20 protein-coding genes are annotated in these 22,646 nt (G+C 55.2%); 16 read left to right on the top strand and 4 right to left on the bottom strand.

Translation table 11 applies throughout. The annotated features are described in order from the left end of the window. Positions 1-67: 67 nt before the first annotated feature. Positions 68-433 (bottom strand): bifunctional dihydroneopterin aldolase/7,8-dihydroneopterin epimerase, encoded by a 366-nt coding sequence (folB, locus tag BTJ39_RS01795; RefSeq protein ID WP_078000940.1) that lies wholly within the window; start codon positions 431-433, stop codon positions 68-70. 107 nt (positions 434-540) lie between these two features. Between folB and plsY the strand changes: the two genes are divergently transcribed. After that, the gene (plsY, locus tag BTJ39_RS01790; RefSeq protein WP_078000939.1) at positions 541-1,146 is read left to right on the top strand and encodes a glycerol-3-phosphate 1-O-acyltransferase PlsY; all 606 of its coding nucleotides are present in this window, start codon (positions 541-543) and stop codon (positions 1,144-1,146) included. 20 nt (positions 1,147-1,166) lie between these two features. Here the strand turns inward: plsY and tsaD are convergent, their stop codons facing one another. Further along, positions 1,167-2,180: a tRNA (adenosine(37)-N6)-threonylcarbamoyltransferase complex transferase subunit TsaD gene (gene tsaD, locus BTJ39_RS01785; RefSeq protein ID WP_078000938.1), complete on the bottom strand. Its 1,014-nt coding sequence runs from the start codon at positions 2,178-2,180 to the stop codon at positions 1,167-1,169. Between the two features lie 262 nt (positions 2,181-2,442). Between tsaD and rpsU the strand changes: the two genes are divergently transcribed. From rpsU to rpoD, 3 genes are all read left to right on the top strand, one after another. After that, positions 2,443-2,658, top strand: coding sequence for a 30S ribosomal protein S21 (gene rpsU / locus BTJ39_RS01780; protein WP_001144069.1), 216 nt, complete (start codon positions 2,443-2,445; stop codon positions 2,656-2,658). Positions 2,659-3,036: 378 nt separating this feature from the next. Then, positions 3,037-4,782: a DNA primase gene (dnaG, locus tag BTJ39_RS01775; RefSeq protein WP_078000937.1), complete on the top strand. Its 1,746-nt coding sequence runs from the start codon at positions 3,037-3,039 to the stop codon at positions 4,780-4,782. 235 nt (positions 4,783-5,017) lie between these two features. Beyond that, positions 5,018-6,856, top strand: coding sequence for an RNA polymerase sigma factor RpoD (gene rpoD / locus BTJ39_RS01770; RefSeq protein ID WP_078000936.1), 1,839 nt, complete (start codon positions 5,018-5,020; stop codon positions 6,854-6,856). A 70-nt stretch (positions 6,857-6,926) separates the two neighbouring features. Here the strand turns inward: rpoD and mug are convergent, their stop codons facing one another. Both mug and BTJ39_RS01760 read right to left on the bottom strand, forming a co-directional pair. Next, positions 6,927-7,460 carry a G/U mismatch-specific DNA glycosylase gene (mug, locus tag BTJ39_RS01765; RefSeq protein WP_241825848.1) on the bottom strand — a complete coding sequence of 178 codons (534 nt, stop codon included), beginning with the start codon at positions 7,458-7,460 and terminating at the stop codon, positions 6,927-6,929. Between the two features lie 15 nt (positions 7,461-7,475). Next, positions 7,476-8,435 (bottom strand): beta-propeller fold lactonase family protein, encoded by a 960-nt coding sequence (locus BTJ39_RS01760; protein ID WP_422385992.1) that lies wholly within the window; start codon positions 8,433-8,435, stop codon positions 7,476-7,478. A gap of 666 nt (positions 8,436-9,101) precedes the next feature. Between BTJ39_RS01760 and BTJ39_RS01755 the strand changes: the two genes are divergently transcribed. From BTJ39_RS01755 to opgB, 12 genes are all read left to right on the top strand, one after another. Further along, positions 9,102-10,343, top strand: a complete 1,242-nt coding sequence (locus BTJ39_RS01755) for an ammonium transporter (RefSeq protein ID WP_176110171.1) — start codon at positions 9,102-9,104, stop codon at positions 10,341-10,343. 92 nt (positions 10,344-10,435) lie between these two features. Continuing rightward, a complete protein-coding gene (locus BTJ39_RS01750) occupies positions 10,436-10,738 on the top strand; it encodes an urease subunit gamma (protein WP_078000935.1) in 303 nt (100 codons plus the stop codon). 60 nt (positions 10,739-10,798) lie between these two features. Further along, complete coding sequence (locus BTJ39_RS01745) at positions 10,799-11,218, top strand: urease subunit beta (protein ID WP_078000934.1); 420 nt, start codon at positions 10,799-10,801, stop codon at positions 11,216-11,218. 25 nt (positions 11,219-11,243) lie between these two features. Continuing rightward, complete coding sequence (locus BTJ39_RS01740; protein WP_078000933.1) at positions 11,244-12,959, top strand: urease subunit alpha; 1,716 nt, start codon at positions 11,244-11,246, stop codon at positions 12,957-12,959. Positions 12,960-12,969: 10 nt separating this feature from the next. After that, positions 12,970-13,539 (top strand): urease accessory protein UreE, encoded by a 570-nt coding sequence (locus BTJ39_RS01735; protein WP_078000932.1) that lies wholly within the window; start codon positions 12,970-12,972, stop codon positions 13,537-13,539. After that, positions 13,536-14,222: an urease accessory protein UreF gene (locus tag BTJ39_RS01730; RefSeq protein ID WP_078000931.1), complete on the top strand. Its 687-nt coding sequence runs from the start codon at positions 13,536-13,538 to the stop codon at positions 14,220-14,222. Before BTJ39_RS01735 ends, BTJ39_RS01730 begins: the two co-directional genes overlap by 4 nt. A 23-nt stretch (positions 14,223-14,245) precedes the next feature. Beyond that, the gene (gene ureG, locus BTJ39_RS01725; protein ID WP_078000930.1) at positions 14,246-14,881 is read left to right on the top strand and encodes an urease accessory protein UreG; all 636 of its coding nucleotides are present in this window, start codon (positions 14,246-14,248) and stop codon (positions 14,879-14,881) included. Continuing rightward, positions 14,878-15,825 (top strand): urease accessory protein UreD, encoded by a 948-nt coding sequence (locus tag BTJ39_RS01720; protein ID WP_078000929.1) that lies wholly within the window; start codon positions 14,878-14,880, stop codon positions 15,823-15,825. Before ureG ends, BTJ39_RS01720 begins: the two co-directional genes overlap by 4 nt. Positions 15,826-15,846: 21 nt before the next feature. Beyond that, positions 15,847-16,833: an urea transporter gene (gene yut / locus BTJ39_RS01715; protein WP_078000928.1), complete on the top strand. Its 987-nt coding sequence runs from the start codon at positions 15,847-15,849 to the stop codon at positions 16,831-16,833. 20 nt (positions 16,834-16,853) lie between these two features. Then, complete coding sequence (locus tag BTJ39_RS01710; RefSeq protein ID WP_078000927.1) at positions 16,854-17,903, top strand: HoxN/HupN/NixA family nickel/cobalt transporter; 1,050 nt, start codon at positions 16,854-16,856, stop codon at positions 17,901-17,903. A gap of 149 nt (positions 17,904-18,052) precedes the next feature. Next, a complete protein-coding gene (locus BTJ39_RS01705; protein WP_078000926.1) occupies positions 18,053-19,828 on the top strand; it encodes a glycerol-3-phosphate dehydrogenase/oxidase in 1,776 nt (591 codons plus the stop codon). Between the two features lie 492 nt (positions 19,829-20,320). Continuing rightward, positions 20,321-22,636 (top strand): phosphatidylglycerol--membrane-oligosaccharide glycerophosphotransferase, encoded by a 2,316-nt coding sequence (gene opgB / locus BTJ39_RS01700; RefSeq protein ID WP_078000925.1) that lies wholly within the window; start codon positions 20,321-20,323, stop codon positions 22,634-22,636. Positions 22,637-22,646: the final 10 nt, after the last annotated feature.

Raw genomic sequence — 22,646 nt, 5'->3', positions numbered from 1 at the left:
GTGAATCTTTAGGCTGAGCTTAAGACAAAGCATAATGTGGTTTGGTTTCATTGTGATGGCAATCACATCAGGGCAGTTTCGGAATTGTCCCGCGCTCAATAACCACCCCGACGCTGCGCGCCTGGACAACGGCGCCGGGTTTACTGACGCGGATCCGCACCCAGGGGGTATTAAATTCGTGAATTAAGCGCTGAGCCAGCTCTTCTGCGACACGTTCTACTAGCGCAAAGCGGCCCGTTGAGACATGTCCGATAATCATTTCGGCAACATCAGCATAGCTCAGGCAATCTTTCACATCGTCGCTATGGGCGGCAGGGCGATTATCCCAGGCCATTTCGATATCGAACACCAACTTTTGCTGGATGGTCTGTTCCCAGTCGTAGACGCCAATAGTCGTAACGACTTCAAGTTGTTCAATAAATACAATATCCATGATAGACATCTCTGTTTTTGTGCTGGCCGGATACCACTTGCCGGGAATTATGCGTATTATCCACAGATGCTGAGAATAAAACGACCTGAATTAGACGGAACGGTGTTATGAGTGTAATCGCGCCTGGCATGATCATTTTCGCGTACCTGTGTGGTTCCATCTCCAGCGCTATTCTGGTGTGCCGCCTGGCGCGCTTGCCTGACCCGCGGGAGAATGGCTCCGGTAACCCTGGCGCCACCAACGTGCTGCGGATCGGCGGCAAAGCAGCCGCTGCAACCGTACTGGTATGCGATGTATTAAAAGGAATGGTGCCGGTCTGGCTGGCTTATTATCTCGGACTGTCGCCGCTCTGGCTGGGGCTTATCGCAATCGCCGCCTGTCTTGGGCATATCTACCCGATTTTTTTCCACTTTCAGGGCGGTAAAGGCGTTGCTACGGCGTTTGGCGCTATTGCGCCGATTGGCTGGGACCTCACCGGTTTGATGGTCGGCACCTGGCTGTTAACGGTGCTGCTGAGCGGCTATTCGTCGCTGGGCGCGATTATCAGCGCGCTAATCGCACCGTTCTATGTCTGGTGGTTTAAACCGCAGTTTACTTTCCCGGTCTCCCTGCTTTCATGCCTGATTCTGTTACGTCATCATGACAATATTCAGCGCCTCTGGCGCGGGCAGGAAAATCGCCTGTGGAAGCGCAAAAACCGCAACAAACCCTGAAGCAGAACCTTTCGCCAGGCTTATATTGCGCTCAGCTCAGTCAGCGGCCAGCGTGGATTGACGCTTAACGCTAAAGGCGCGTGCGCGCCGCTTTTTAACCGCACCATTCCCGCATAGGCAATCATCGCGCCATTGTCGGTGCAAAACTCCGGCCGCGCATAGAAAACCGCCCCGCCCCGCGCTTTCATCATGGTATCCAGATGCGCGCGCAGCGTACTGTTGGCGCTAACGCCGCCAGCGATAACCAGCCTTTTAAAACCCGTTTTCTCCAGCGCGCGCTTACATTTAATTGCCAGAGTATCGACGACCGCATCTTCAAAAGCGCGGGCAATATCAGCATGGGTCTGTGCGTCCACCGGGTTTTCACGGATGGTATTAGCCGCAAAGGTTTTCAAACCTGAGAAGCTAAAATCCAGCCCCGGACGATCGGTCATCGGTCGCGGAAAACGAAAACGCCCTGGCGTACCACGTTGCGCCATGCGCGAGAGCTGGGCGCCGCCGGGATAATCCAGCCCCAACAGCTTGGCGGTTTTATCAAAAGCTTCACCGGCCGCATCATCCACCGATTCGCCCAGTAGTTGATATTCGCCCGGTGCGGTAACGCTAATCAGCTGGGTGTGGCCACCCGAAACCAGCAGGGCGACAAAAGGAAACGCGGGCGGATTATCTTCCAGCATCGGTGCCAGCAGATGTCCCTCCATGTGATGCACCGCCACCGCCGGCACGTTCCAGGCAAATGCCAGCGAGCGGCCGATTGTCGCACCGACAAGCAGCGCGCCGACCAGCCCCGGGCCTGCGGTATAGGCCACCGCATCTATGTCCTGGGGTTGCAAACCGGCCTCTTTCAGTGCTGCATTGATCAGCGGAACGGTTTTGCGCACATGGTCGCGCGACGCCAGCTCCGGCACCACGCCGCCGTAATCAGCGTGCAGCTTTACCTGGCTGTAAAGTTGGTTTGCCAGCAGGCCTTGCGCATCGTCATAAATGGCGACGCCGGTTTCATCACAGGAAGTCTCAATACCCAGAACACGCATGGTTAATTACCTCGTTTTTGCGGCGCGAAGTGTAGCACGAACCCGCAGCGCGAGCGATTTTGCCGGATGACTTTTTGTTTCTATCGCGATGCGGTATACTCAGCGACCTGCAAAAACCGGCAGCCGCACAGGCGACTTTGTTGGTTTCGTATTGCTTTGGTGCTTTACAACGCAGCCTGTGTTGAAGTAAAATTCCGCACCATTTTGAAACAAGCTGGCAGAAGGCCAGCGGCAAAACCGAATTTATCGAGGTGAGAGTTACATGCCGGTAATTAAAGTACGTGAAAACGAGCCGTTCGACGTAGCACTGCGTCGCTTTAAGCGTTCCTGTGAAAAAGCAGGCGTTCTGGCTGAAGTTCGTCGTCGTGAGTTTTATGAAAAACCGACGACTGAACGTAAGCGCGCTAAAGCGTCTGCTGTTAAGCGTCATGCCAAGAAACTGGCTCGCGAAAACGCACGCCGCACTCGTCTGTACTAATTTTGCTACCGGAGCTTGTCTCCGGAAACCACAGACGCGCAGTCGTTAACGAGCCGTGCTTCCGGAAGGAATGCGCGGCTTGTTGTCGTTTATAGCAGCCGTAAAATCCAGCAACCTGACGAATCCATGGAAGCATATAGCAGTATGTAACCAGGGCAAGGCGGCAACGAAGCGCATCCCCGGGAGCATACACCTGTATGTGACCGGGGTGAGAAGAGGCAGCCAACGCAGCCAGCGGTAAAAAAGGGGATTTCCCCGATAGATTTCAGTCGCTGGCAAGGCGGCAACGAAGCGCATCCCCGGGAGCATACACCTGTATGTGACCGGGGTGAGAAGAGGCAGCCAACGCAGCCAGCGATTGAAAGATGAAGGGGAAAAATGGCTGGAAGAATACCACGCATATTCATCAACGACCTGCTCGCTCGCACTGACATCGTCGACTTAATTGATGCGCGCGTAAAGCTGAAAAAGCAGGGCAAAAATTATCACGCGTGCTGTCCTTTCCATAATGAAAAAACGCCATCCTTCACCGTAAACGGCGAAAAGCAGTTTTATCATTGCTTTGGCTGCGGCGCACACGGTAATGCCATCGACTTCCTGATGAATTTTGATCGTCTGGAGTTTGTCGAAAGTATTGAAGAGCTGGCAACGCTTTATGGACTGGAAGTGCCCTATGAAGCCGGTAGCGGCCCAAGCCAGATTGAACGCCATCAGCGCCAGAGTTTATATCAGCTGATGGATGGGCTGAGCGAGTTTTACCAGCAATCATTATCCCAACCTGCTGCCAGCGCAGCGCGTAATTACCTGACTCAGCGCGGGCTGAGCGACGAAATCATTAAGCAATTTGCTATCGGTTTCGCCCCGGCAGGTTGGGATAATGTGCTGAAGCGTTTTGGCCGGGATCAGGAAAATCGCCGCTCGCTGAGCGATGCCGGCATGCTGGTCACCAACGATCAGGGCCGCAGCTACGATCGCTTTCGTGAACGGGTGATGTTTCCAATCCGCGATAAGCGCGGTCGGGTTATCGGCTTTGGCGGACGGGTATTGGGCGATGGGATGCCTAAATACCTGAACTCGCCGGAAACGGATGTTTTTCATAAAGGCCGCCAGCTGTATGGCCTGTATGAAGCGCAGCAAAACCATCCGGAGCCCGCTAAGCTACTGGTAGTTGAAGGCTATATGGATGTGGTGGCGCTGGCGCAGTTCGGTATTGATTACGCCGTGGCGTCTCTCGGCACCTCGACCACCGCCGAGCATATCCAGCTGCTGTTTCGCCAGACTGACAGCGTGGTCTGCTGCTACGATGGCGACCGGGCGGGACGTGAAGCGGCATGGCGCGCGCTGGAAACGGCGCTGCCGTTTATGATGGATGGCCGCCAGCTGCGCTTTATGTTTCTGCCTGACGGCGAAGATCCAGATTCGCTGGTGCGCAAAGAAGGCAAAGAAGCATTTGAAGCACGCATGGACAGCGCATTACCGCTGTCGGGATTTTTATTTGACTCGCTGTTGCCGCAGGTTGATTTGGCAACGCCGGATGGCCGGGCGCGACTTAGCACGCTGGCGCTGCCGCTGATAAGTCAGGTCCCCGGCGAAACGCTGCGCATTTATCTGCGCCAGCAGCTGGGCAGTAAGCTGGGCATCCTGGATGATAATCAGCTGGAAAAACTGATGCCTAAACAGGCAGAAAATGCCAAACCGGCGCCGCCTGCTCAGCTAAAACGTACGACCATGCGTATACTTATTGGTCTGCTGGTACAAAATCCTGCGTTGGCGACACAGGTGCCTTCGCTGGCCGGGCTGGATGAAGAAAAGCAGCCGGGGCTTGAGCTATTTAATGAGCTGATCGGTGCCTGTATCGGGCATCCTGGGATCACCACGGGGCAGCTGTTGGAACGCTATCGCGGAACAAAATATGCGCCAACCCTTGAAAAGTTGTCAATGTGGGACGATATAGCAGATAAGGAAATTGCTGAAAAAACGTTCACGGACGCGTTGAATCACCTCCTTGATTCCGCACTTGAACTACGATTAAACGAATTGATTGCGCGCGCGCGTACGCAGGGCCTTACGCCGCAAGAGCGCGAAGAGGTCCGGGTGCTTAATCAGGTCCGGATGAAAAAATAGCGATGACTCACTTACTACAGGCAGCGTTCGGCGCGGAATTGGCCGTACCCTCCTGGCAATAAAGTAATCGGGGTCAGGCAGCACAGAATCCAAGCGGCTTAAGTGCCGATTATCCACCAGGGATAACCTGGTAGCCGCCATGCGGGCAGCGGCAATAACCAAAAGCCCGCACTGTATTTGTTGGCAGTTTAGCCGACCGACACCAACCTTATAACAGAAGTGTGGATACCGTCTTATGGAGCAAAACCCGCAGTCACAGCTTAAGCTGCTTGTCACCCGTGGTAAGGAGCAGGGCTATCTGACCTATGCTGAGGTCAATGACCATCTGCCGGAAGATATCGTCGACTCCGATCAGATCGAAGACATCATCCAGATGATCAACGACATGGGTATTCAGGTGGTGGAAGAAGCCCCGGATGCCGATGATCTGATGCTCAATGAAAATAGCTCTGATACCGACGAAGACGCTGCGGAAGCGGCGGCTCAGGTGCTATCCAGTGTGGAATCGGAAATCGGCCGCACCACCGACCCGGTACGCATGTACATGCGCGAAATGGGCACGGTTGAACTGTTAACCCGCGAAGGCGAAATTGACATCGCCAAACGCATTGAAGACGGGATTAACCAGGTTCAATGTTCCGTCGCCGAATATCCCGAAGCTATCACCTATCTGTTGGATCAGTACGATCGCGTTGAAGCTGGAGAAGCGCGCCTTTCCGATCTGATCACCGGCTTTGTCGATCCTAACGCGGAGGAAGATCTGGCCCCTACCGCGACTCACGTTGGCTCTGAACTCTCTGAAGAAGAGCGCGATGACGATGACGAAGATGAGGACGACGACGACAGCAGCGATGACGATAACAGCATTGATCCTGAACTGGCGCGGGCAAAATTTGGCGAGCTGCATACGCAGTATGAAGCCACCCGCCTGAAGATCAAAGCTAAAGGCCGCAGCCACGCTGAAGCGGTTGAAGAAATTCAGAAGCTTTCAGAAGTTTTCAAGCAGTTCCGCCTGGTTCCGAAGCAGTTTGATTACCTGGTCAACAACATGCGTGAAATGATGGAGCGCGTCCGTACTCAGGAACGCATCATCATGAAGCTCTGCGTTGAGCAGTGCAAAATGCCGAAGAAAAACTTCATCACCCTGTTTACCGGCAACGAAACCAGTGAGACCTGGTTCCAGGCCGCAAAGGCGATGAACAAGCCCTGGTCGGAGAAGCTGCTGGAAGTGGCTGATGACGTACAGCGCAGCCTGCATAAACTGTCGCAGATTGAAGAAGAAACCGGCCTGACCATCGAGCAGGTAAAAGACATCAACCGTCGCATGTCGATCGGCGAAGCTAAAGCGCGTCGCGCCAAGAAAGAGATGGTGGAAGCCAACCTGCGTCTGGTTATCTCAATTGCCAAAAAGTATACCAACCGTGGTTTGCAGTTCCTCGACCTGATCCAGGAAGGCAACATCGGCCTGATGAAAGCCGTCGATAAGTTTGAATACCGCCGTGGTTATAAGTTCTCAACTTATGCCACCTGGTGGATACGTCAGGCGATCACCCGCTCTATCGCCGACCAGGCCCGTACCATCCGTATTCCGGTACATATGATTGAAACCATCAACAAGCTCAATCGTATCTCCCGTCAGATGTTACAGGAAATGGGTCGCGAGCCGACGCCCGAAGAGCTGGCCGAGCGTATGCTGATGCCGGAAGACAAAATCCGCAAAGTGCTGAAAATCGCCAAAGAGCCTATCTCGATGGAAACGCCGATCGGCGACGATGAAGATTCGCATCTGGGTGATTTTATCGAGGATACCACCCTCGAACTGCCGCTGGATTCTGCGACCTCGGAGAGCCTGCGTTCCGCGACTCATGATGTACTGGCCGGGCTGACCGCGCGTGAAGCGAAGGTACTGCGTATGCGTTTTGGTATCGATATGAATACCGACCACACGCTGGAAGAAGTTGGCAAACAGTTTGACGTTACCCGCGAGCGTATCCGTCAGATTGAAGCTAAAGCGCTGCGTAAACTACGCCATCCAAGTCGTTCAGAAGTATTGCGTAGCTTCCTCGATGATTAAACGCACTGCGTAACATTAAATCTAACCCCGGCTTGCCGGGGTTTTTTATTGCCTGCAAACCGCCAGATGGCTACCAGCCGCGCGCTGCCAGCGCCCGCTCAAGTTCGCGATATGACTGCACCAGCTTCTCCAGCGATGCGCGGTTCAGGCCGCTGGGATTAGGCAACACCCAGATTTCGCTGTCGCCAATGGTTACCGGCTGACGGCCCCATTCAACCCGACTCTGACGGAAGGCTTTTTTGTAAGCCTCTTTACCCAGTACCGCCAGCACCAGCGGCTGATAGTGCTGAATTTTCTCCACCAGCTGGCGCCCCCCTTCCCTCAGCTCACCGCTTTTCACTTCTCCGGCCTGAACCGTTGGCCGCTCCACCAGCATGGTAATGCCGCAACCGGTATCCAGCAGCGACTGCTCCTGCTCCGGCTTTAGCTGGCGTTCGGTAAAACCTGCCTGCCAGATAACTTTCCAGAAACGATTCCCCGGATGGGCAAAATGATAGCCGGTGTGCGCCGAAGACTTGCCCGGATTGATACCGCAAAACAGCACGCGCAGACCGGGCTCAATAATGTCCTGAATGCCATGGTTGTTAACATCATTTTCGCTCAAGATAGCTCCCGTAATTTAATCGACAGAGAAATAACTCAGTATTTCACAGCCGCGCCCGACACGCGGCGTCGCCACCACTTTCCTGGTAGCCAGCTCGATAACGCTGAGCGTACCGTCGCCTTCATTGGCAATCAGCAGCCGGCTATTATCCGGGCTAAAGCAGCCATCCATCGGCCTCTCCCCCACCTTAATAGTGGCCAGCGGCGTTAACAGAGCATCAAACAGGCTGACCAGCGGCTCATTGTCACCAATAACCGCCAGCAACGTACCGTCGGCGCTGAAGCGAACGACCTGCGCAGGCCGATGGTGTCCGTCCAGCGGCAGGGTGTGGCGTACGCGGTGACTATTAGCATCTATTTCATAAATTACCGGTCGGGTGGCATCGCTGGCGACCAGATAGGGATACTGCGGCGAAGCATCAATGCCCGCCAGCGGTCCTGGCATCAGAATGGTATCCACCACCTCTCCCGGCGACTGGCATAAATCCACCACGGTAATGGTGGCATCCTCTTCGTTATCGGTAAATAGCTTGCGCCCGCCGGGCAGCAAGGTAAGGCGGTGGGCATTATGGGAAGGGATGGCAATTTTACCGGTAACGCACTCCTCAAGGGGGTCAAGTATGGCGATCGCACTGCTGTCTTCGCAGCAAATATAGACCTTACCATCATGGCCGATGCGCGCGGTGTGCGGCGCTTTTAACGGGCTGATATCGATAAAATTGCTTAGCGTGCGTTGGCGTAAATCAATGACGGCGATTTTATGGCCCGGGTACGGATTATCACCATGCACGCCATCACCAAATACCGACACCCAGGCTTTACCCTGATCCGGCAAAATCAGCAGTTCATGTGGGCGTGGCGGTAAGCCATTAATCTCTTGCTCTATGGCAAAACTATCCGGATTAAGAAAAAAAATATTATTACCCTGCTTATCGACCGCTATCAGCCCATGGCGTTGACTCACCCTCTGCATCATTGCTCCCCCTGTGCGCTATCTTTTAAGGGTAGCTTATGGCAACGATTTTATTGGCTAAACTTGGACAAAAAAGCATGTAAAGTTGTTTATTAACATACAGATAATGCACTTTTGGCTCAACAAGCATCGGCGTAATTATAGCGGGACGATAACGGCGGAAAAAATTCTCTCCGCACAATACGACGCTCAACGTCGGTTTATCAAACGTATATTTTCAGTTTGCCATTAACAGGTATTGTTGCTGGTAAAAATACAGGAAAAAGGAAGAGTTAGTCGAAAATACGGCAAAAATAGCACCGCTTCCTGATCGGCCATATCGATCAAAATCAATTGTTCGATAGGCGCAAACTTATCTTGTTAAAAAATTGATCGATATAATGTATTTCACATTAGCCTGAACACATTATATTGTCGTATCGTCTTCATGAAATTAGTCAGAGAAATTGACCTCCCCAAAAAATAAAGCTTAACGGTAAGCAATAACTTATTTTTTTGTTGACATAACACGCGTGAAAAGATGTCAAACAAAAAAATTTAAAAATGAAAAATGAAACATTTCCTCAAAGAATGGGATAACTCTGATCGCGCAGATCGGACAACGACTGCCTGACCATAAACAATTAATCAATTAAAGAATAAGCACTGGATCTTATACAAGGAAGGTATATGAATAATTTCACGGAAATACCGATGATTTTTGACGCCCCTAACGTCTCATTTATTTTATTGTGTAGCAGCCTTGTGATGCTAATGACGCCGGGCCTGGCTTTTTTTTACGGTGGACTGGTTTCACGGAAAAGTATCGTCACCATCATGCTGCAATGCTTTATATCCATGAGCTGGACTGCGGTTTTATGGTTTGCCGTTGGTTATTCTCTCAGCTTCGCGCCATCATCGAACGGCATAATAGGCGACCCGTTTTATTATGCATTTTTGAACAATATTAGCCCGGAAACGCTGTACGCCGGTAATCAGGGAGGCGTGCCGCTGCTGGTTCATTTTGTTTACCAGATGATGTTTGCCATCATCACTCCGGCATTAATTACCGGCGCGTTTGCACATCGGGTTAATTTCAGCGCCTATATGATCTTCATAACCCTGTGGACGCTACTGGTATACTGCCCTTTCGTGCATATGATCTGGAGCCCCGATGGCGTATTTGCCAGATGGGGCGTGGCGGATTTTGCTGGCGGCATCGTCGTTCATGCCACTGCCGGACTGGCGGCGCTGGCCTCAGCTATTTACGTCGGCAAAAGGATGGTCAACACCCGGCAGGATCACAATATTCCCTTCGTTGCGCTCGGCGCCGGGCTACTGTGGTTTGGCTGGTATGGTTTTAATGCTGGCTCCGAATTTCAAATTAACACCATCACCGTATCCGCCTTTGTCGCCACCGACATCTCAGCAGCCTTTGCCGCCGTGGTCTGGCTGATCCTTGACAGAGCACACAGCGGAACCATCAAACTATCAGCCTTCCTGACCGGCGCAGTGGCCGGGCTGGCCACGATCACCCCTGCGGCAGGCTATGTTTCCATTGGCTCGGCGGCGCTCATCGGCGCGATTGGCAGCCTGGTGTGTTACTACAGCGTCCTGCTGGTGCGACGCCATATCGACGATGCGCTGGACGTGTTCGCGGTACACGGCATGGGGGGGATCGCCGGTTCAATTCTGGTAGGGGTTTTCGCCTCGCTGACCTGGAGCCAGTCGGGATCCGTTAAGCCGATTGACAGCGGCGTAATGCAAGTGATGAAGCAAACCTGCGCGGTGCTGGCAGCGGCGGGCTGGTCCTTTGTGGCAACGCTAATTATTTTAAAACTGGCGGATACGATTACGCCGGTAAAAATAAACAAGGATATCGTTGGCGATGATCTCGACCAGCAGCTTCTTGGCGAAAGTGCCTATGAATAACGATTAGCTATAACTATATATTTACGCTTATTTAATTACATGACAAATAAATAGCCATCTGAAACGACATTATTGATTTAATGAGGAACGCTATGAAACTCACACCGCGTGAAATGGAAAAAGTATTGATATATACGGTGGCGGACATTGCCGCCAGACGCAGAAAGGATGGGCTGAAGCTTAATTATCCGGAAGCAGTCGCAATGATAACCGCCTCTGCACTGGAAGGCGCACGGCAGGGTAAAACGGTAGAGGAAGTGATGGATGGTGCCCGTCTGGTATTAACCCATGATGACGTTATGGACGGCGTCGCTGATTTAATTCCTAACGTTCAGGTTGAAGCCATATTCAGCGATGGCAGCCGCCTGATTACCGTACACAGTCCCATTCAATAAGTTATAAGTCCGGAAATAATAGCGCCGCACACGGCTGAATAAATCTGAAGGAATAGAAATATGAACAGTAAAAAAGACCTGACGCAGATTGCGCCAGGCGGCTACGTGCTGGCAGAAACGCCAGTCAGCTTTAATCAGGATAAAACAGAAACCCGACTGAAAGTGCGCAATACCGGAGATCGTCCGATTCAAGTGGGCGCCCATTTTCATTTTTTCGAAGCCAATAAGGCACTGAAATTTGACAGAAGCGCCGCCTGGGGCAAGCGTCTGAATATCACCGCCACGACGGCAATTCGCTTTGAGCCAGGGGATGAAGTCGACGTGGCGCTCATCGAGTTTGGCGGTAAACAAACCGTCTACGGTTTTAACAACCTGGTTGACGGTTGGGTAGGATGCAGCCCGGTCGCCGTCGGTGAGCGAGCGGAAAAAAAGCGCGCGCTGGCCGCCGCTATCGCGCTTAATTATCAAACTATTGAATAAAACCTGGCGTTTTTAAGGATAAATTATGCCTGTAATTTCCCGGCAGGAATATAGCAGCTTATTTGGCCCCACTACCGGCGACAAAATCCGCCTTGGCGACAGCGATCTGTTTATTGAAATTGAAAAAGATCTGCGCGGTTACGGCGATGAGTCAGTCTACGGCGGCGGAAAATCGCTGCGCGATGGCATGGGTGCCAACAACCTGATGACCAGTGAGAACGTCCTCGATCTGGTGATCACCAATGTCACCATTGTTGATGCCCTTCAGGGGGTAGTGAAAGCCGATGTGGGTATCAAAAACGGCAACATCGTTGGCATCGGTAAAAGCGGCAACCCGAACGTCATGACCGGCGTAACGCCGGGGATGGTGGTCGGCGTCAGTACGGACGCGATCTCCGGCGAACACCTGCTGCTGACCGCCGGCGGCATCGACAGCCACATCCACCTGATCTCGCCGCAGCAAGTCGAACATGCCCTGTCAAACGGTGTCACCACCTTCTTTGGCGGCGGCATTGGCCCTACCGACGGCACCAACGGCACCACCATTACCGCCGGCCCGGCGAACCTCTATCGCATGCTGCGCGCCATTGAAGGACTGCCCATTAATATCGGCCTGTTAGGTAAAGGCCATGCCGCTCGCAGCGCGCCGCTTGAGGAGCAAATCCGGGCCGGCGCGGCGGGCCTGAAAGTTCATGAAGACTGGGGCGCCACCGGTTCAGCCCTGCGCCAGGCGTTACGTTGTGCCGACGATATGGACATTCAGGTTGCGGTGCATACCGACAGTCTGAATGAAGGCGGCTACGTAGAAAACACCCTCGATGCCTTTGAAGGTCGCACCATTCATACCTTCCATACTGAAGGCGCCGGCGGCGGGCACGCGCCGGATATTATCAAGGTCGCCTCGCTGAGCAACGTACTGCCCAGCTCTACCAATCCTACCCTGCCCTTCGGCATTAACAGCCAGGCCGAGCTGTTCGACATGATTATGGTTTGCCATAACCTCAATCCCAACGTGCCGGCGGACGTCGCTTTTGCCGAAAGCCGCGTACGCCCGGAAACCATCGCGGCTGAAAACGTCCTGCACGACATGGGGGTCATTTCGATGTTCTCCAGCGATTCGCAGGCAATGGGCCGGGTGGGTGAAAACTGGCTGCGGGTGGTGCAAACCGCCCATGCAATGAAGCAGGCGCGCGGCAAGCTGCCTGAAGATAGCCCGGGCAACGATAACTTCCGCGTACTGCGCTACGTCGCCAAAATAACCATCAATCCTGCAATTACTCAGGGCATCAGCCACCGGGTTGGCTCGGTCGAGGTGGGAAAATTCGCCGATCTGGTGCTGTGGGAACCGGCCTTTTTCGGCGCCAAACCAAAAATGATTATCAAAGGCGGAATGATCAACTGGGCAGCGATGGGCGACCCTAACGCTTCGCTGCCAACGCCCCAGCCGGTGTTCTACCGGCCAATGTTCGGCGCCTGCGGTAAAACGCTACAGGACACCTGTATCACCTTCGTTTCCCGCGCGGCGCAGGATGACCGGCTGGGCGAGCGACTGGATCTGGCGCGCCAGCTAAGCGCAGTGCAAAACTGCCGGGCGATCGGCAAAAAAGAGATGGTACGCAACAACCAGACGCCGGAGATTGACGTTAACCCGGAAACCTTTGCCGTCGCGGTTAACGGACAGAACGTGACGGTTCCTGCCGCTAAATCCGTGGCGCTTAACCAACGCTATTTTTTCAGCTAAGGAGGCAACCATGCGGATCGTTGAACGCGTGCTGGGTAACGTCAAAAAAGAGAGCGGCTGGGAACAGCAGATGCAGCGCCTGACGCCGGACAGGCTGGTGCTGTCACAGTGGGAGGCGCAGAAAAGTCGCTATCGTAAATATACCGAGGGCGGGCTGGAATTGGGGATCATGCTGGATCGCAATCTGCAACTGAAAGATGGCGACGTGCTGCTGTGGGACGCCGCTCAGCAGCTGATGGTAATCGTTGAGCTAAAACTACCGGATGTGATGGTGCTTTATCTCGGCCTGCAGCAAGGGGATATTCCGCAGCTGATGACCGCCTGCTTTGAGCTGGGACATGCGCTGGGCAATCAGCACTGGAAAGCGATGCTAAAAGATAACCGGGTGCTGATTCCGCTGACCGTCTCGCGACGGATGGTGGAATCGGTCATCAAAAGTCACGGCTTCGACAAGCTTCCCTGCGCCTGCGTACGGGGTGAAATGCTACAGGAGGAGTTAACCCAGGCACAAGCGCGCCTGCTGTTCGCCGGTGCGGAAGATGCCGCCCATCATGTTGCGGTTGCGGCGCCGCGGTCATGAATGCGCTGCGGTTAATCAGAATTATGCAGTTTGGCGATTCGGTGCTGCCGGTCGGCGCTTTTGCCTTCTCCAATGGCATCGAGTCCGCCATTCAGTGCGGCGTAGTCAATAACCTCGATTCGCTACGCGACTTCACCCGTCAGGCGCTACAGCAGGCGGCCAGCGGCGACGTCCGCGCCACAGTCTGCTGCTGCCGGGCGCTCAGCGCCGGCGACCGTCAGGCCGTGCTGACTTACGACCATCTCCTGTTTAACCGCAAGCTTAACGCCGAAAGTCGGGTGATGGTCACGCGCATGGGCAAAAAGCTAGCGGAGATCGCGGTATTGACCTGCGACGATCCGCTGCTTGCCTGGTGGCTGGCGCAAATCAAAGAGGGAAAAACGCCGGGCAGCTATCCCATCAGCCAGGCGGTGGTGATGAGCGCGATGCAGGCGACCCCACGCGATGTCGCCGTTATCAGCCTGTATGGCGTCGCCGTCACCCTGTTGAGCGCCGCACTGCGCCTGATGCGCGTCACTCATCTGGAGACCCAGCGCATTCTGTTTGAGGTGCTCGGCGAAATGGAAAGTCTGTGCAACAGCGCCGAACAGGGGGGGATTGAGCAGATGGCAAGCTGGGCGCCGGCAACCGATGTGCTGGCCGCCATGCACGTTGCGGCCTGGACCCGACTATTCAGCAGCTAACGATGGTTTAAGGAGAAACGACAGTGAAAAGAATAACCCGCATTGGTATTGGCGGCCCGGTCGGCTGCGGTAAGACGGCAATTATTGAAGTGATTACGCCAAAATTACTCGAACAAGGCATTAAGCCGCTGATTATTACCAATGACATCGTCACCACTGAAGATGCCAAACAGGTTAAACGCACGCTGAAAGGCATTCTCGACGAAGAGAAAATCGTCGGGGTTGAAACCGGCGCCTGCCCTCACACCGCCGTGCGTGAAGATCCCAGTATGAATATTGCCGCCGCAGAGGAACTGGAAGCGCGCTTTCCCGATAGCGACCTGATGCTGATTGAAAGCGGCGGCGACAATCTGACGCTGACCTTCAGCCCGGCGCTGGCGGACTTTTATATCTACGTCATTGACGTCGCCGAAGGCGAAAAAATCCCGCGAAAAAACGGGCCGGGACTGGTGCAGGCGGATATCCTGGTGATCAATAAAATTGACCTTGCGCCCTATGTCGGCGCCAGCCTGGCGGTGATGGAGAGTGATACCCGGCAGGTACGCGGCGCGCGCCCCTGGGTGCTGACAAACTGCAAAACCGGTGAAGGTATTGATCAATTGCTGGCGCTGATCATGCACAACCTGCTGTTCACCCACCCACAGCAGGCGGCCTTATGAACAACATTGGCCAGGCATTACAGCAGCTCAGCGAACTGGGCGCCGCGGAGCCTGCGTTAGCGCCATATCAGCAGCAACCGCCGCAAATGGCCGTAGGATCGCCGGGGAAAAATGGCTACCTCGCGTTACGCTTCGCCCGGCGGGGCGAGCGCAGCACCCTGGCAGGCATGGCACATCGTTCGCCGTTTCTGGTCCAGCGCCCCCTTTACTGGGATGAGGAGCTGCCGCAGATGCCCTGCCTGTTTCTGATAACGACCTCGGGAGGCATATTGCAAGGGGACAGGCTGGCGCTGAAGGTGGATATGCAGCCAGGGTCATCGGCCCATATCACAACCCAGTCGGCGACGAAGATCCAGTCAATGACCCATAATTACGCCGCCCAGATACAGCAGATAACGCTGGACGAAGACAGCTACCTGGAGATGATGCCGGAGCCGACGATCCTGCACAATAATGCGCGTTTTATCTCATCGACCCGGCTGAGCCTGCACCCCAGCGCCACTCTGCTTTATAGCGAAGTGCTGACCTGCGGGCGTAAGCATCATCCGCTGGATGGCGGTTTCCAGTTTGATGTTTATTCCGCGCGCACCGAGGCGCAGAATCTGAGCGGCGGCGCGCAGTTCAGCGAACATTACCTGCTGCAGCCAAAGCGTCAGCCGCTGAACGGCGCCGGCATCATGGGCGGGTTTCACGTCGCTGGCAACATCATGCTGCTCACACCGGAAAAATATCATCAGGCAATCCTCTCACGCCTCAGCCCCTGCTACGACGCGGCTGCGGGCATCGCCTATGGCGCCAGCCTGCTACCGAACCAAAGCGGATTAATTTTTAAGGCGCTTGGTAACGAAGCGCATCAGGTGAAATCCGCCATCCAGCTTTTCTGGCAAGCGGCGCGGGAAACCATTACCGGCGCCCGCATTCCGTCGCCTTTTTTATGGCGTTAGCCCTGATGCAGGAGGCCATTTATGGAAAGGAAAACTCGCAGGCTAACCTGCAGTGAGCGCTATCCGGCTCTGAGCTGGCTTGACTGGATGCTGCGCGGCTGCAGCCAGGTGATGTTCCAGAATAATCCGCTGACCGGGCTGTTTTTTTTCGCGGCGGTGTTTGTCAGCGCCTGGCAGGCTAACGCGCTGCAGGTTGCCTGGGGATGCGTGCTGGCAACCCTGGTCACCACCCTGACGGCGCACTTAGTGGCGGAGGACAAAACGACGCTCACCAGCGGCATGCTGGGCTATAACGGCTGCCTGGTCGGCGCGGCGCTGCCGGGCTTCCTGGCGCCTTCAGCGTGGCTATGGCTGTGCATTATCTTTAGCGCCCTGATGTCGGTGATCGTCACGGTTGGCGTAAACCGCCTGCTGAAAACCTGGCATATTGCCGCGCTGACTGCGCCTTTTGTCTTCACGAGCTGGACGGTGCTGTTGGCAAGCCATGCGTTTCTGCGCTTAGAACCACTGCCGCAGCCGCTGCTGGCATCGCTCCCTCCGTCCGGCACCACGCTACCGCTCTGGCAGATTACCCTGGCAACGCTGGACGGTATTTCGCAGGTGTTCTTATGCAATAGTCCGGCCGGTGGCATTCTGTTACTGCTGGGTCTGGCTGTCTGCTCGCGCTGGGCGATGACGCTGGCGCTGGCTGGCTCGCTGGTCGCGGTGCTGATTGCCATGCTGGCGGGCGCTGGCAGGCAGCCAATTGTGTCCGGTATGTACGCATTCAGCCCGGTGCTCACCGCCATTGCGCTCGGCTCGGTCTTTAATCGCCCCGGCGTTAAAACGCTGTGCTATACGCTTACCGGCGTGGTGTTTACCGTGCTGATGCAGGGGGCGTTTAATACGCTGCTCAAGCCCCTCGGCATCCCAACGCTGACGATGCCATTTGTCATCGTCTCCTGGTTGTTTCTACTGGCAAATCAGGGCGAACACACGCCCTTGCCTCCTCCCCCCAAAGGGACATAACCATTTTCAGGAAGAATATTATGACCACACATTTTGCCCATTTGTCCGCATCGGCACGCCGGCGCGCGGCCTGGCTACTGGCCGGCCTGATGATCCTTAACCTGCTGGTCTGGCTGCTGAGCGCCGCCGTCTTCGGCCAGAACGCAGCGCTGATGGGTACCGCGCTGCTGGCATGGAGCTTCGGCCTGCGTCACGCGCTGGATGCCGACCACATTGCCGCCATTGATAACGTGACCCGCAAGCTAATGCAACAGGGCCGCACCCCGGTCGCCGTCGGCGCCTGGTTTTCCCTCGGCCATTCAACCATTGTGATTCTGGCAACGGCCGCGATTGCCGCCACGACCATGCTGTTTCGCCAGCAGCTGGAAACCTTTCATGCTATCGGCAGCGTCATAGGCACGCTGGTTTCAGCGCTGTTTTTGCTGGTTATCGGCCTGGTCAACCTCGCCATTCTTTTTGACGTCTGGCAAAAATTCCGTCAGCTCAAACAGGGCAAGCTCGACAACGGAACCTCGCTGGAAGTCCTCGCCAGCGGCGGCATTCTGACGCGCCTGCTTAAGCCACTGTTTAATATGGTCAACCACAGCTGGCAGATGTATCTGGTGGGATTTCTGTTCGGACTGGGCTTTGATACCGCCACCGAAGTTGGCCTGCTCGGTATCGCCGCCGCCAGCGCCCAGCAGGGCATGGACCTCTGGGCGCTGATGCTATTTCCCGCCCTGTTTACCTCAGGCATGATGCTGATTGATTCCGTCGATAATCTGGTTATGGTCGGCGCCTATGGCTGGGCATTTGCCCGCCCGGCGCGCAAGCTTTACTACAATATGACCATTACTTTTGCCTCGGTTGTCGTCGCGCTGTTTATCGGCGGCATCGAAGCGCTGGGGCTGATAGGCGACAGGCTTAACGCACAGGGCACCTTCTGGCGTCTGACCGCCGCCCTCAACGACCAGTTGGGCAACCTCGGCTTCTGGGTGGTGGGTATTTTTGTTTTCTGCTGGTTGATATCCGTCATAAACTATCGCCTGCGCGGTTACGATAACCTCGATTTAACCGCGCATCGGGGATAGCCAGCAACGCCAGTCCGCCATTAGCATTCAGCATCACCGATGGCGGACCGGCCTGCGCGACTTAACATTTTTTCCACAGCGCATTGAATTTCCCCGCCAGGCTTTCTATACCTCACTGAGTCATCTTCACTTTTCTGCAAGGAGCAGCCGTGACAGAAGCAGCTTCCCGGCCATCCGACAATCGCTCGCTGCGGCTGGAGCGCCTGCGGCAGCTTCAGCGCGTACCGGTACTGATCGTCGGCGGTGGAATTAACGGTATCAGCACCTTTCGCGAACTGGCGCTGCAGGGCATTCCGGTGGTTATGATTGAAAAGGGTGACTGGTGCCAGGGCGCCAGCGGCGCGCTGTCGCGCATGATCCACGGCGGTTTGCGCTATCTGGAAACCGGCGAATTCGGTCTGGTGCGCGAGTCCGTGGAAGAGCGTGACCGCCTGCTGAAAAACGCGCCGCACTATGTTGCGCCTCTGCGCACCACCGTCCCGCTGGACAGCTGGGGAGGCGGGATAATTAACGCCGGTAAGCGTTTTTTCCGCCTGAGCGAAACCCCATCGCGACGTGGGGCGCTGCTGGTAAAAACCGGCCTGTCACTCTATGACGCCTATACCCGGCGCTACGGCAGCATGCCTAAACATCAGCTTTATAATCAGCAGCAAACGCGCCAGCGCTGGCCGGAACTGGCCGACTGGGTGCGCTGTAGCGCCACCTATTATGATGCGCAGATCGCCGCACCAGAGCGGCTGGGCTATGAGTTGATTGAAGACAGCGAGCGCGCCAACGCTGATGCTCTGGCGATTAACTATATGCAGCTCGAGGAGAGCGACGGTGAACGCCTGACGCTACGCGACAGCCTGAGCGGCGAAACATTCAGCTTGCAGCCTCACGTGGTGGTCAATGCCAGCGGCGCCTGGATCGACCAGCTAAACGCCACCCTTGCCAGCGGCGACAGGACGCTTATCGGCGGGACCAAGGGTTCCCATCTGATCGTTCGCTGCCCGGAACTGTTACAGGCACTGAATGGCGATATGATCTATTTCGAAAATGCCGAGGGCCGCGTCTGCATCATGTTCCCCTGGTATGGCAACGTGCTGATTGGCTCTACCGACATTCGCGTTGACGATCCGGAAACGGTGGTCTGCGAAGCGGACGAGAAGCAATACATTCTTGACTCGTTACGCTTTGTTTTTCCGCGCATCAGCGTTAAAGATGAAAATGTACTCTATACCTTCTGCGGCGTGCGCCCGCTACCAGCCAGCGAGGCCGCCATCAGCGGCCGCATTTCCCGTAATCACTCACTGGTGATCATCGCGCCGGATGCCCGCCGTGATTTCACCACGCTGTGCCTGGTCGGCGGTAAATGGACGACCTTTCGTAAATTTGGCGAGCAGGCGGCGGACAAGGTGCTAAACCTGCTGGGAGAGCGCCGTAAAGTCAGTACCGGCGACCTGCCAATCGGCGGCGGCCATAACTATCCCAGCGAGCAGCGTAAGGCAAGCTGGCAAAAGCAGCTCAGCCAGCAATATCAGCTTTCTCCGGCCCGCGTCAGCAGGCTGGTCAGCCGTTACGGCACCCGCGCGCAGCAGATGATGAAGTTTATCATTCAGGCGCCGGACCATTCGCTGCATCACCAGCCCGACTGGACGCAGCGCGAACTCATCTGGCTGATGCGTCATGAACAGGTTTGCCTGCCTGACGATCTGGTCATCCGCCGCACGCCGCTGGCGATGAGCGGCCTGCTAACCCGCCCGTTACTTGAAGAGATCGTCGATATAATGGCCGTCGAAAGCGGCTGGAGCGCCACGGAAAAGCAGCAGCAGCTGACACAAACCCTACATCGTCTGGCACACCAGCACGGTTTGGCATCGCTGTTGAGCGCTACCCCCGACAGGAAGCCCACCCACGTCAACCCGGCCCCGCCGGCGGATTAATAAGCCAACATCGCCCGGCCCCGCGCAACAAAGGCAAGTAACGCCCGGGCCAGGTCCACGACGCGCAAACGCAGACCCCGCAGAATGACCAATCAGCGGCGTTCGCCGCACTGCTGATGCAAACCGAAGATGTTCAAAAAGCGTGCGCGGGCAGACGGACGCCTCAAGGGGCTGAAATAAAAATGTGACGGCGGCCGGGAAATGGGAAGTTTATTTTCTGCCAGCGCCAACCTGATAGCAGTTAATAAGGCGAAAAACGGCAGGGAATGCAGGATAAACCACCAATACACATCATAAAATCAGCTTGCTAATCAATAAATTAACCAGGTTCACCGGGGGTGGCGATTTAACCATTCTCAGGGGGCTAATAACCACCCATTCATTATATTGTCATCATATTATGCATCGGGTAAATTACTTCGCTCTTAGCATGACCTTATCCGGCGCACAGGGCGGTGCGTCAGTTCATCTTTTCGGGAGTAACTCAACGCGATGCAATCTGAATGGCTGTCTTTGGGGCTGTTTGTAGCTTCAGTCTTTCTTTATGCCAGTAAAGCTGGCAGTCATAAAGGTTGGTTCAGCGTCATACTGACGCTGTGCGGTATTTATGTTCTGCTCAATGCCATCCTGCTTGCCTGCAACTATTTCACCGGCGAAGGCATTACGGACGCCGTGCTCTATACCGTCACCAGCAGCCTGAGCGGCGCCGGTATCAGCAAATACCTGTTACCGGCTGGCGGCCTGCTGCTGGCACTGGTGGCTATTTTTCTGTTTCTGGCCTGGCTGCTGCGCCTGCGCAAATTGCGGCATTACAGCCCGCTATGGAGCCTGGCCGCGCTGGTGCTGGCGGTGGCGTCGATAGGCACCACCCCGGCGTATCAGCAGGTAAGCGGACTGGTTAAATCCCAGCTGGCAAGCGGCGACAGCGACTTTTATACCCATTATAAAGAGCCGACCAAAACCCTGCGTCCGGGTAAGCGGCCAAATCTGATTTATATTTATGCCGAAAGCCTGGAGCGCACCTACTTCGACCGCGAGGCCTTTCCCGATCTGGCGCCAGAGCTGAACGCCATCAAAGACCACAGCCTTGATTTCAGCAATACCGAACAGCTGCCAGGCACCGATTACACCATCGCCGGAATGGTAGCGTCACAGTGTGGAATACCGCTGTTTGCGCCGTTTGACGGCAATGCTTCCAGCGCGCTGTCGACTTTTTATCCCCATAACATCTGCCTTGGCGATATCCTGAAAGCGGCCGGCTATCAAAACTATTTCCTGCAGGGGGCCAGCCTGCGCTTTGCCGGCAAAGATACCTTCCTCTCTTCACATGGTTTCCAGCATCTGTACGGTTTTGATGAACTGAAATCACTGGTGAAAGAGCCGTCCTACCGCAATGACTGGGGCTGGTACGATGATACGCTTCTCGAGCTGGTGTATGACAAATATGTCGAACTTACGGCCAAAGGTGAGCCGTTCTCGCTGTTTGCCCTTACCGTCGATACTCATCACCCGGACGGTTTTATTTCCCGCGGCTGCAGCCGTCGCTCATATGACTTTGACGGTAAGCCCAATAAATCATTTGCCGCCGTCAGCTGCAGCCAGCAGCTTATCGCGGCGCTGATTGAAAAAATCAAACGTACGCCGGGCTTTAAAAATACCATTATTGTGGTGTCATCCGACCATCTGGCAATGAACAACACCGCCTACAAATATCTTAATCAGCACGATCGTCGCGATCTGTTTTTTATGCTGCGCGGCGATCAACCAGACAGCAAAATCATGGCGGCGAAGCGCAGCACTCTCGATAACGGCGCCACGGTGCTGGATGCCATGGGCGGTGATAACTTTATCGGCCTCGGACGCAGCAGCCTGTCGGCAACCTCGCTCAGCACCAGCTATCTCAACCTGCGGGAAAAAATCACCCAGTGGAAGCCTAACGTCATTAAGCTGTGGAATCTGCCCAAAACCATCAGCGACTATCAGATTGATACCGAGCAGAATACCCTTAGCTTCGCTGGCGTAAACTTCCGGCTGCCGCTGCTACTGGCGGTGAAGAAAGATAAAATTGAGCCGCATTTTGATGTTTATCTGTCGGACTCGCTGAAAAAACAGCTTTCGAACTTCCCTGCCGATGAAAAATTCGTCTGGATTGACCGCTGTTACAAAATGGGCAACATCTGGAACCGCCAGCTGGCAACCGATACCCGCTACTGTATCGCCAACGGCCAGCTGAACGCCGGGGTGCAGATATCACCGATCGCCGAGGGCGTCAGCCAGGGCCGCGTCAGCATGCCAGCGGCAAACGACGCCGATAACGCTCGCTACCAGAAAGTGCAGCAGCAGTTGCGTATTGCCGACAGCGACCTGAAATATCCCGGTGATAAAATTCTGTTCTGGCTGCCCGGCCTGCCGGATGCGGTTGCCAGCGTCAGCGGGCTGTCGCCGACTGAAAGCTGGGGCCGCTGGTCAGATGCTAACCTGCAGCCCGACGTGCGCATCCGCTTTCAGCAGCCGCTGCCGCCGCGCTTCTCCCTGACGATAGAAGCGCGCGCTTTTGGCGAAAACATACGTAAGCCAGTGACCATCAGCGTCGGCAGCGCCAGTAAAACCGTAATGCTCTCCGATGACGTCGAGAGTGTGACCCTGACGCTGGATAACCCGGATGGCGCCAGCGAAATCGTCTTTACGCCGCCATCGCCAACCTATACCAATGAAGGCTTCAGCGACGGTTCCCCTGCTCGTAAGCTGGGCATTGGACTGGTAAGTCTACAGGTGAGCGCACTGGAAGAAAGCGCAGCGGCGCAATAGCAATCCGCGA

The organism is Izhakiella australiensis (genome assembly GCF_002006995.1).
Lineage (GTDB): Bacteria > Pseudomonadota > Gammaproteobacteria > Enterobacterales > Enterobacteriaceae > Izhakiella > Izhakiella australiensis.
Note: the sequence above shows the minus strand (reverse complement) of the source record. Positions and strands in the feature narration are given on the sequence as shown.

What these genes read in the sequence shown, in the direction of transcription:
- folB (WP_078000940.1), bottom strand. Translation starts at nt 433, where the DNA reads ATGGATATTGTATTTATTGAACAACTTGAAGTCGTTACGACTATTGGC.
- plsY (WP_078000939.1), top strand. Translation starts at nt 541, where the DNA reads ATGAGTGTAATCGCGCCTGGCATGATCATTTTCGCGTACCTGTGTGGT.
- tsaD (WP_078000938.1), bottom strand. Translation starts at nt 2,180, where the DNA reads ATGCGTGTTCTGGGTATTGAGACTTCCTGTGATGAAACCGGCGTCGCC.
- rpsU (WP_001144069.1), top strand. Translation starts at nt 2,443, where the DNA reads ATGCCGGTAATTAAAGTACGTGAAAACGAGCCGTTCGACGTAGCACTG.
- dnaG (WP_078000937.1), top strand. Translation starts at nt 3,037, where the DNA reads ATGGCTGGAAGAATACCACGCATATTCATCAACGACCTGCTCGCTCGC.
- rpoD (WP_078000936.1), top strand. Translation starts at nt 5,018, where the DNA reads ATGGAGCAAAACCCGCAGTCACAGCTTAAGCTGCTTGTCACCCGTGGT.
- BTJ39_RS01760 (WP_422385992.1), bottom strand. Translation starts at nt 8,435, where the DNA reads ATGATGCAGAGGGTGAGTCAACGCCATGGGCTGATAGCGGTCGATAAG.
- BTJ39_RS01755 (WP_176110171.1), top strand. Translation starts at nt 9,102, where the DNA reads ATGAATAATTTCACGGAAATACCGATGATTTTTGACGCCCCTAACGTC.
- BTJ39_RS01750 (WP_078000935.1), top strand. Translation starts at nt 10,436, where the DNA reads ATGAAACTCACACCGCGTGAAATGGAAAAAGTATTGATATATACGGTG.
- BTJ39_RS01745 (WP_078000934.1), top strand. Translation starts at nt 10,799, where the DNA reads ATGAACAGTAAAAAAGACCTGACGCAGATTGCGCCAGGCGGCTACGTG.
- BTJ39_RS01740 (WP_078000933.1), top strand. Translation starts at nt 11,244, where the DNA reads ATGCCTGTAATTTCCCGGCAGGAATATAGCAGCTTATTTGGCCCCACT.
- BTJ39_RS01735 (WP_078000932.1), top strand. Translation starts at nt 12,970, where the DNA reads ATGCGGATCGTTGAACGCGTGCTGGGTAACGTCAAAAAAGAGAGCGGC.
- BTJ39_RS01730 (WP_078000931.1), top strand. Translation starts at nt 13,536, where the DNA reads ATGAATGCGCTGCGGTTAATCAGAATTATGCAGTTTGGCGATTCGGTG.
- BTJ39_RS01720 (WP_078000929.1), top strand. Translation starts at nt 14,878, where the DNA reads ATGAACAACATTGGCCAGGCATTACAGCAGCTCAGCGAACTGGGCGCC.
- yut (WP_078000928.1), top strand. Translation starts at nt 15,847, where the DNA reads ATGGAAAGGAAAACTCGCAGGCTAACCTGCAGTGAGCGCTATCCGGCT.
- BTJ39_RS01710 (WP_078000927.1), top strand. Translation starts at nt 16,854, where the DNA reads ATGACCACACATTTTGCCCATTTGTCCGCATCGGCACGCCGGCGCGCG.
- opgB (WP_078000925.1), top strand. Translation starts at nt 20,321, where the DNA reads ATGCAATCTGAATGGCTGTCTTTGGGGCTGTTTGTAGCTTCAGTCTTT.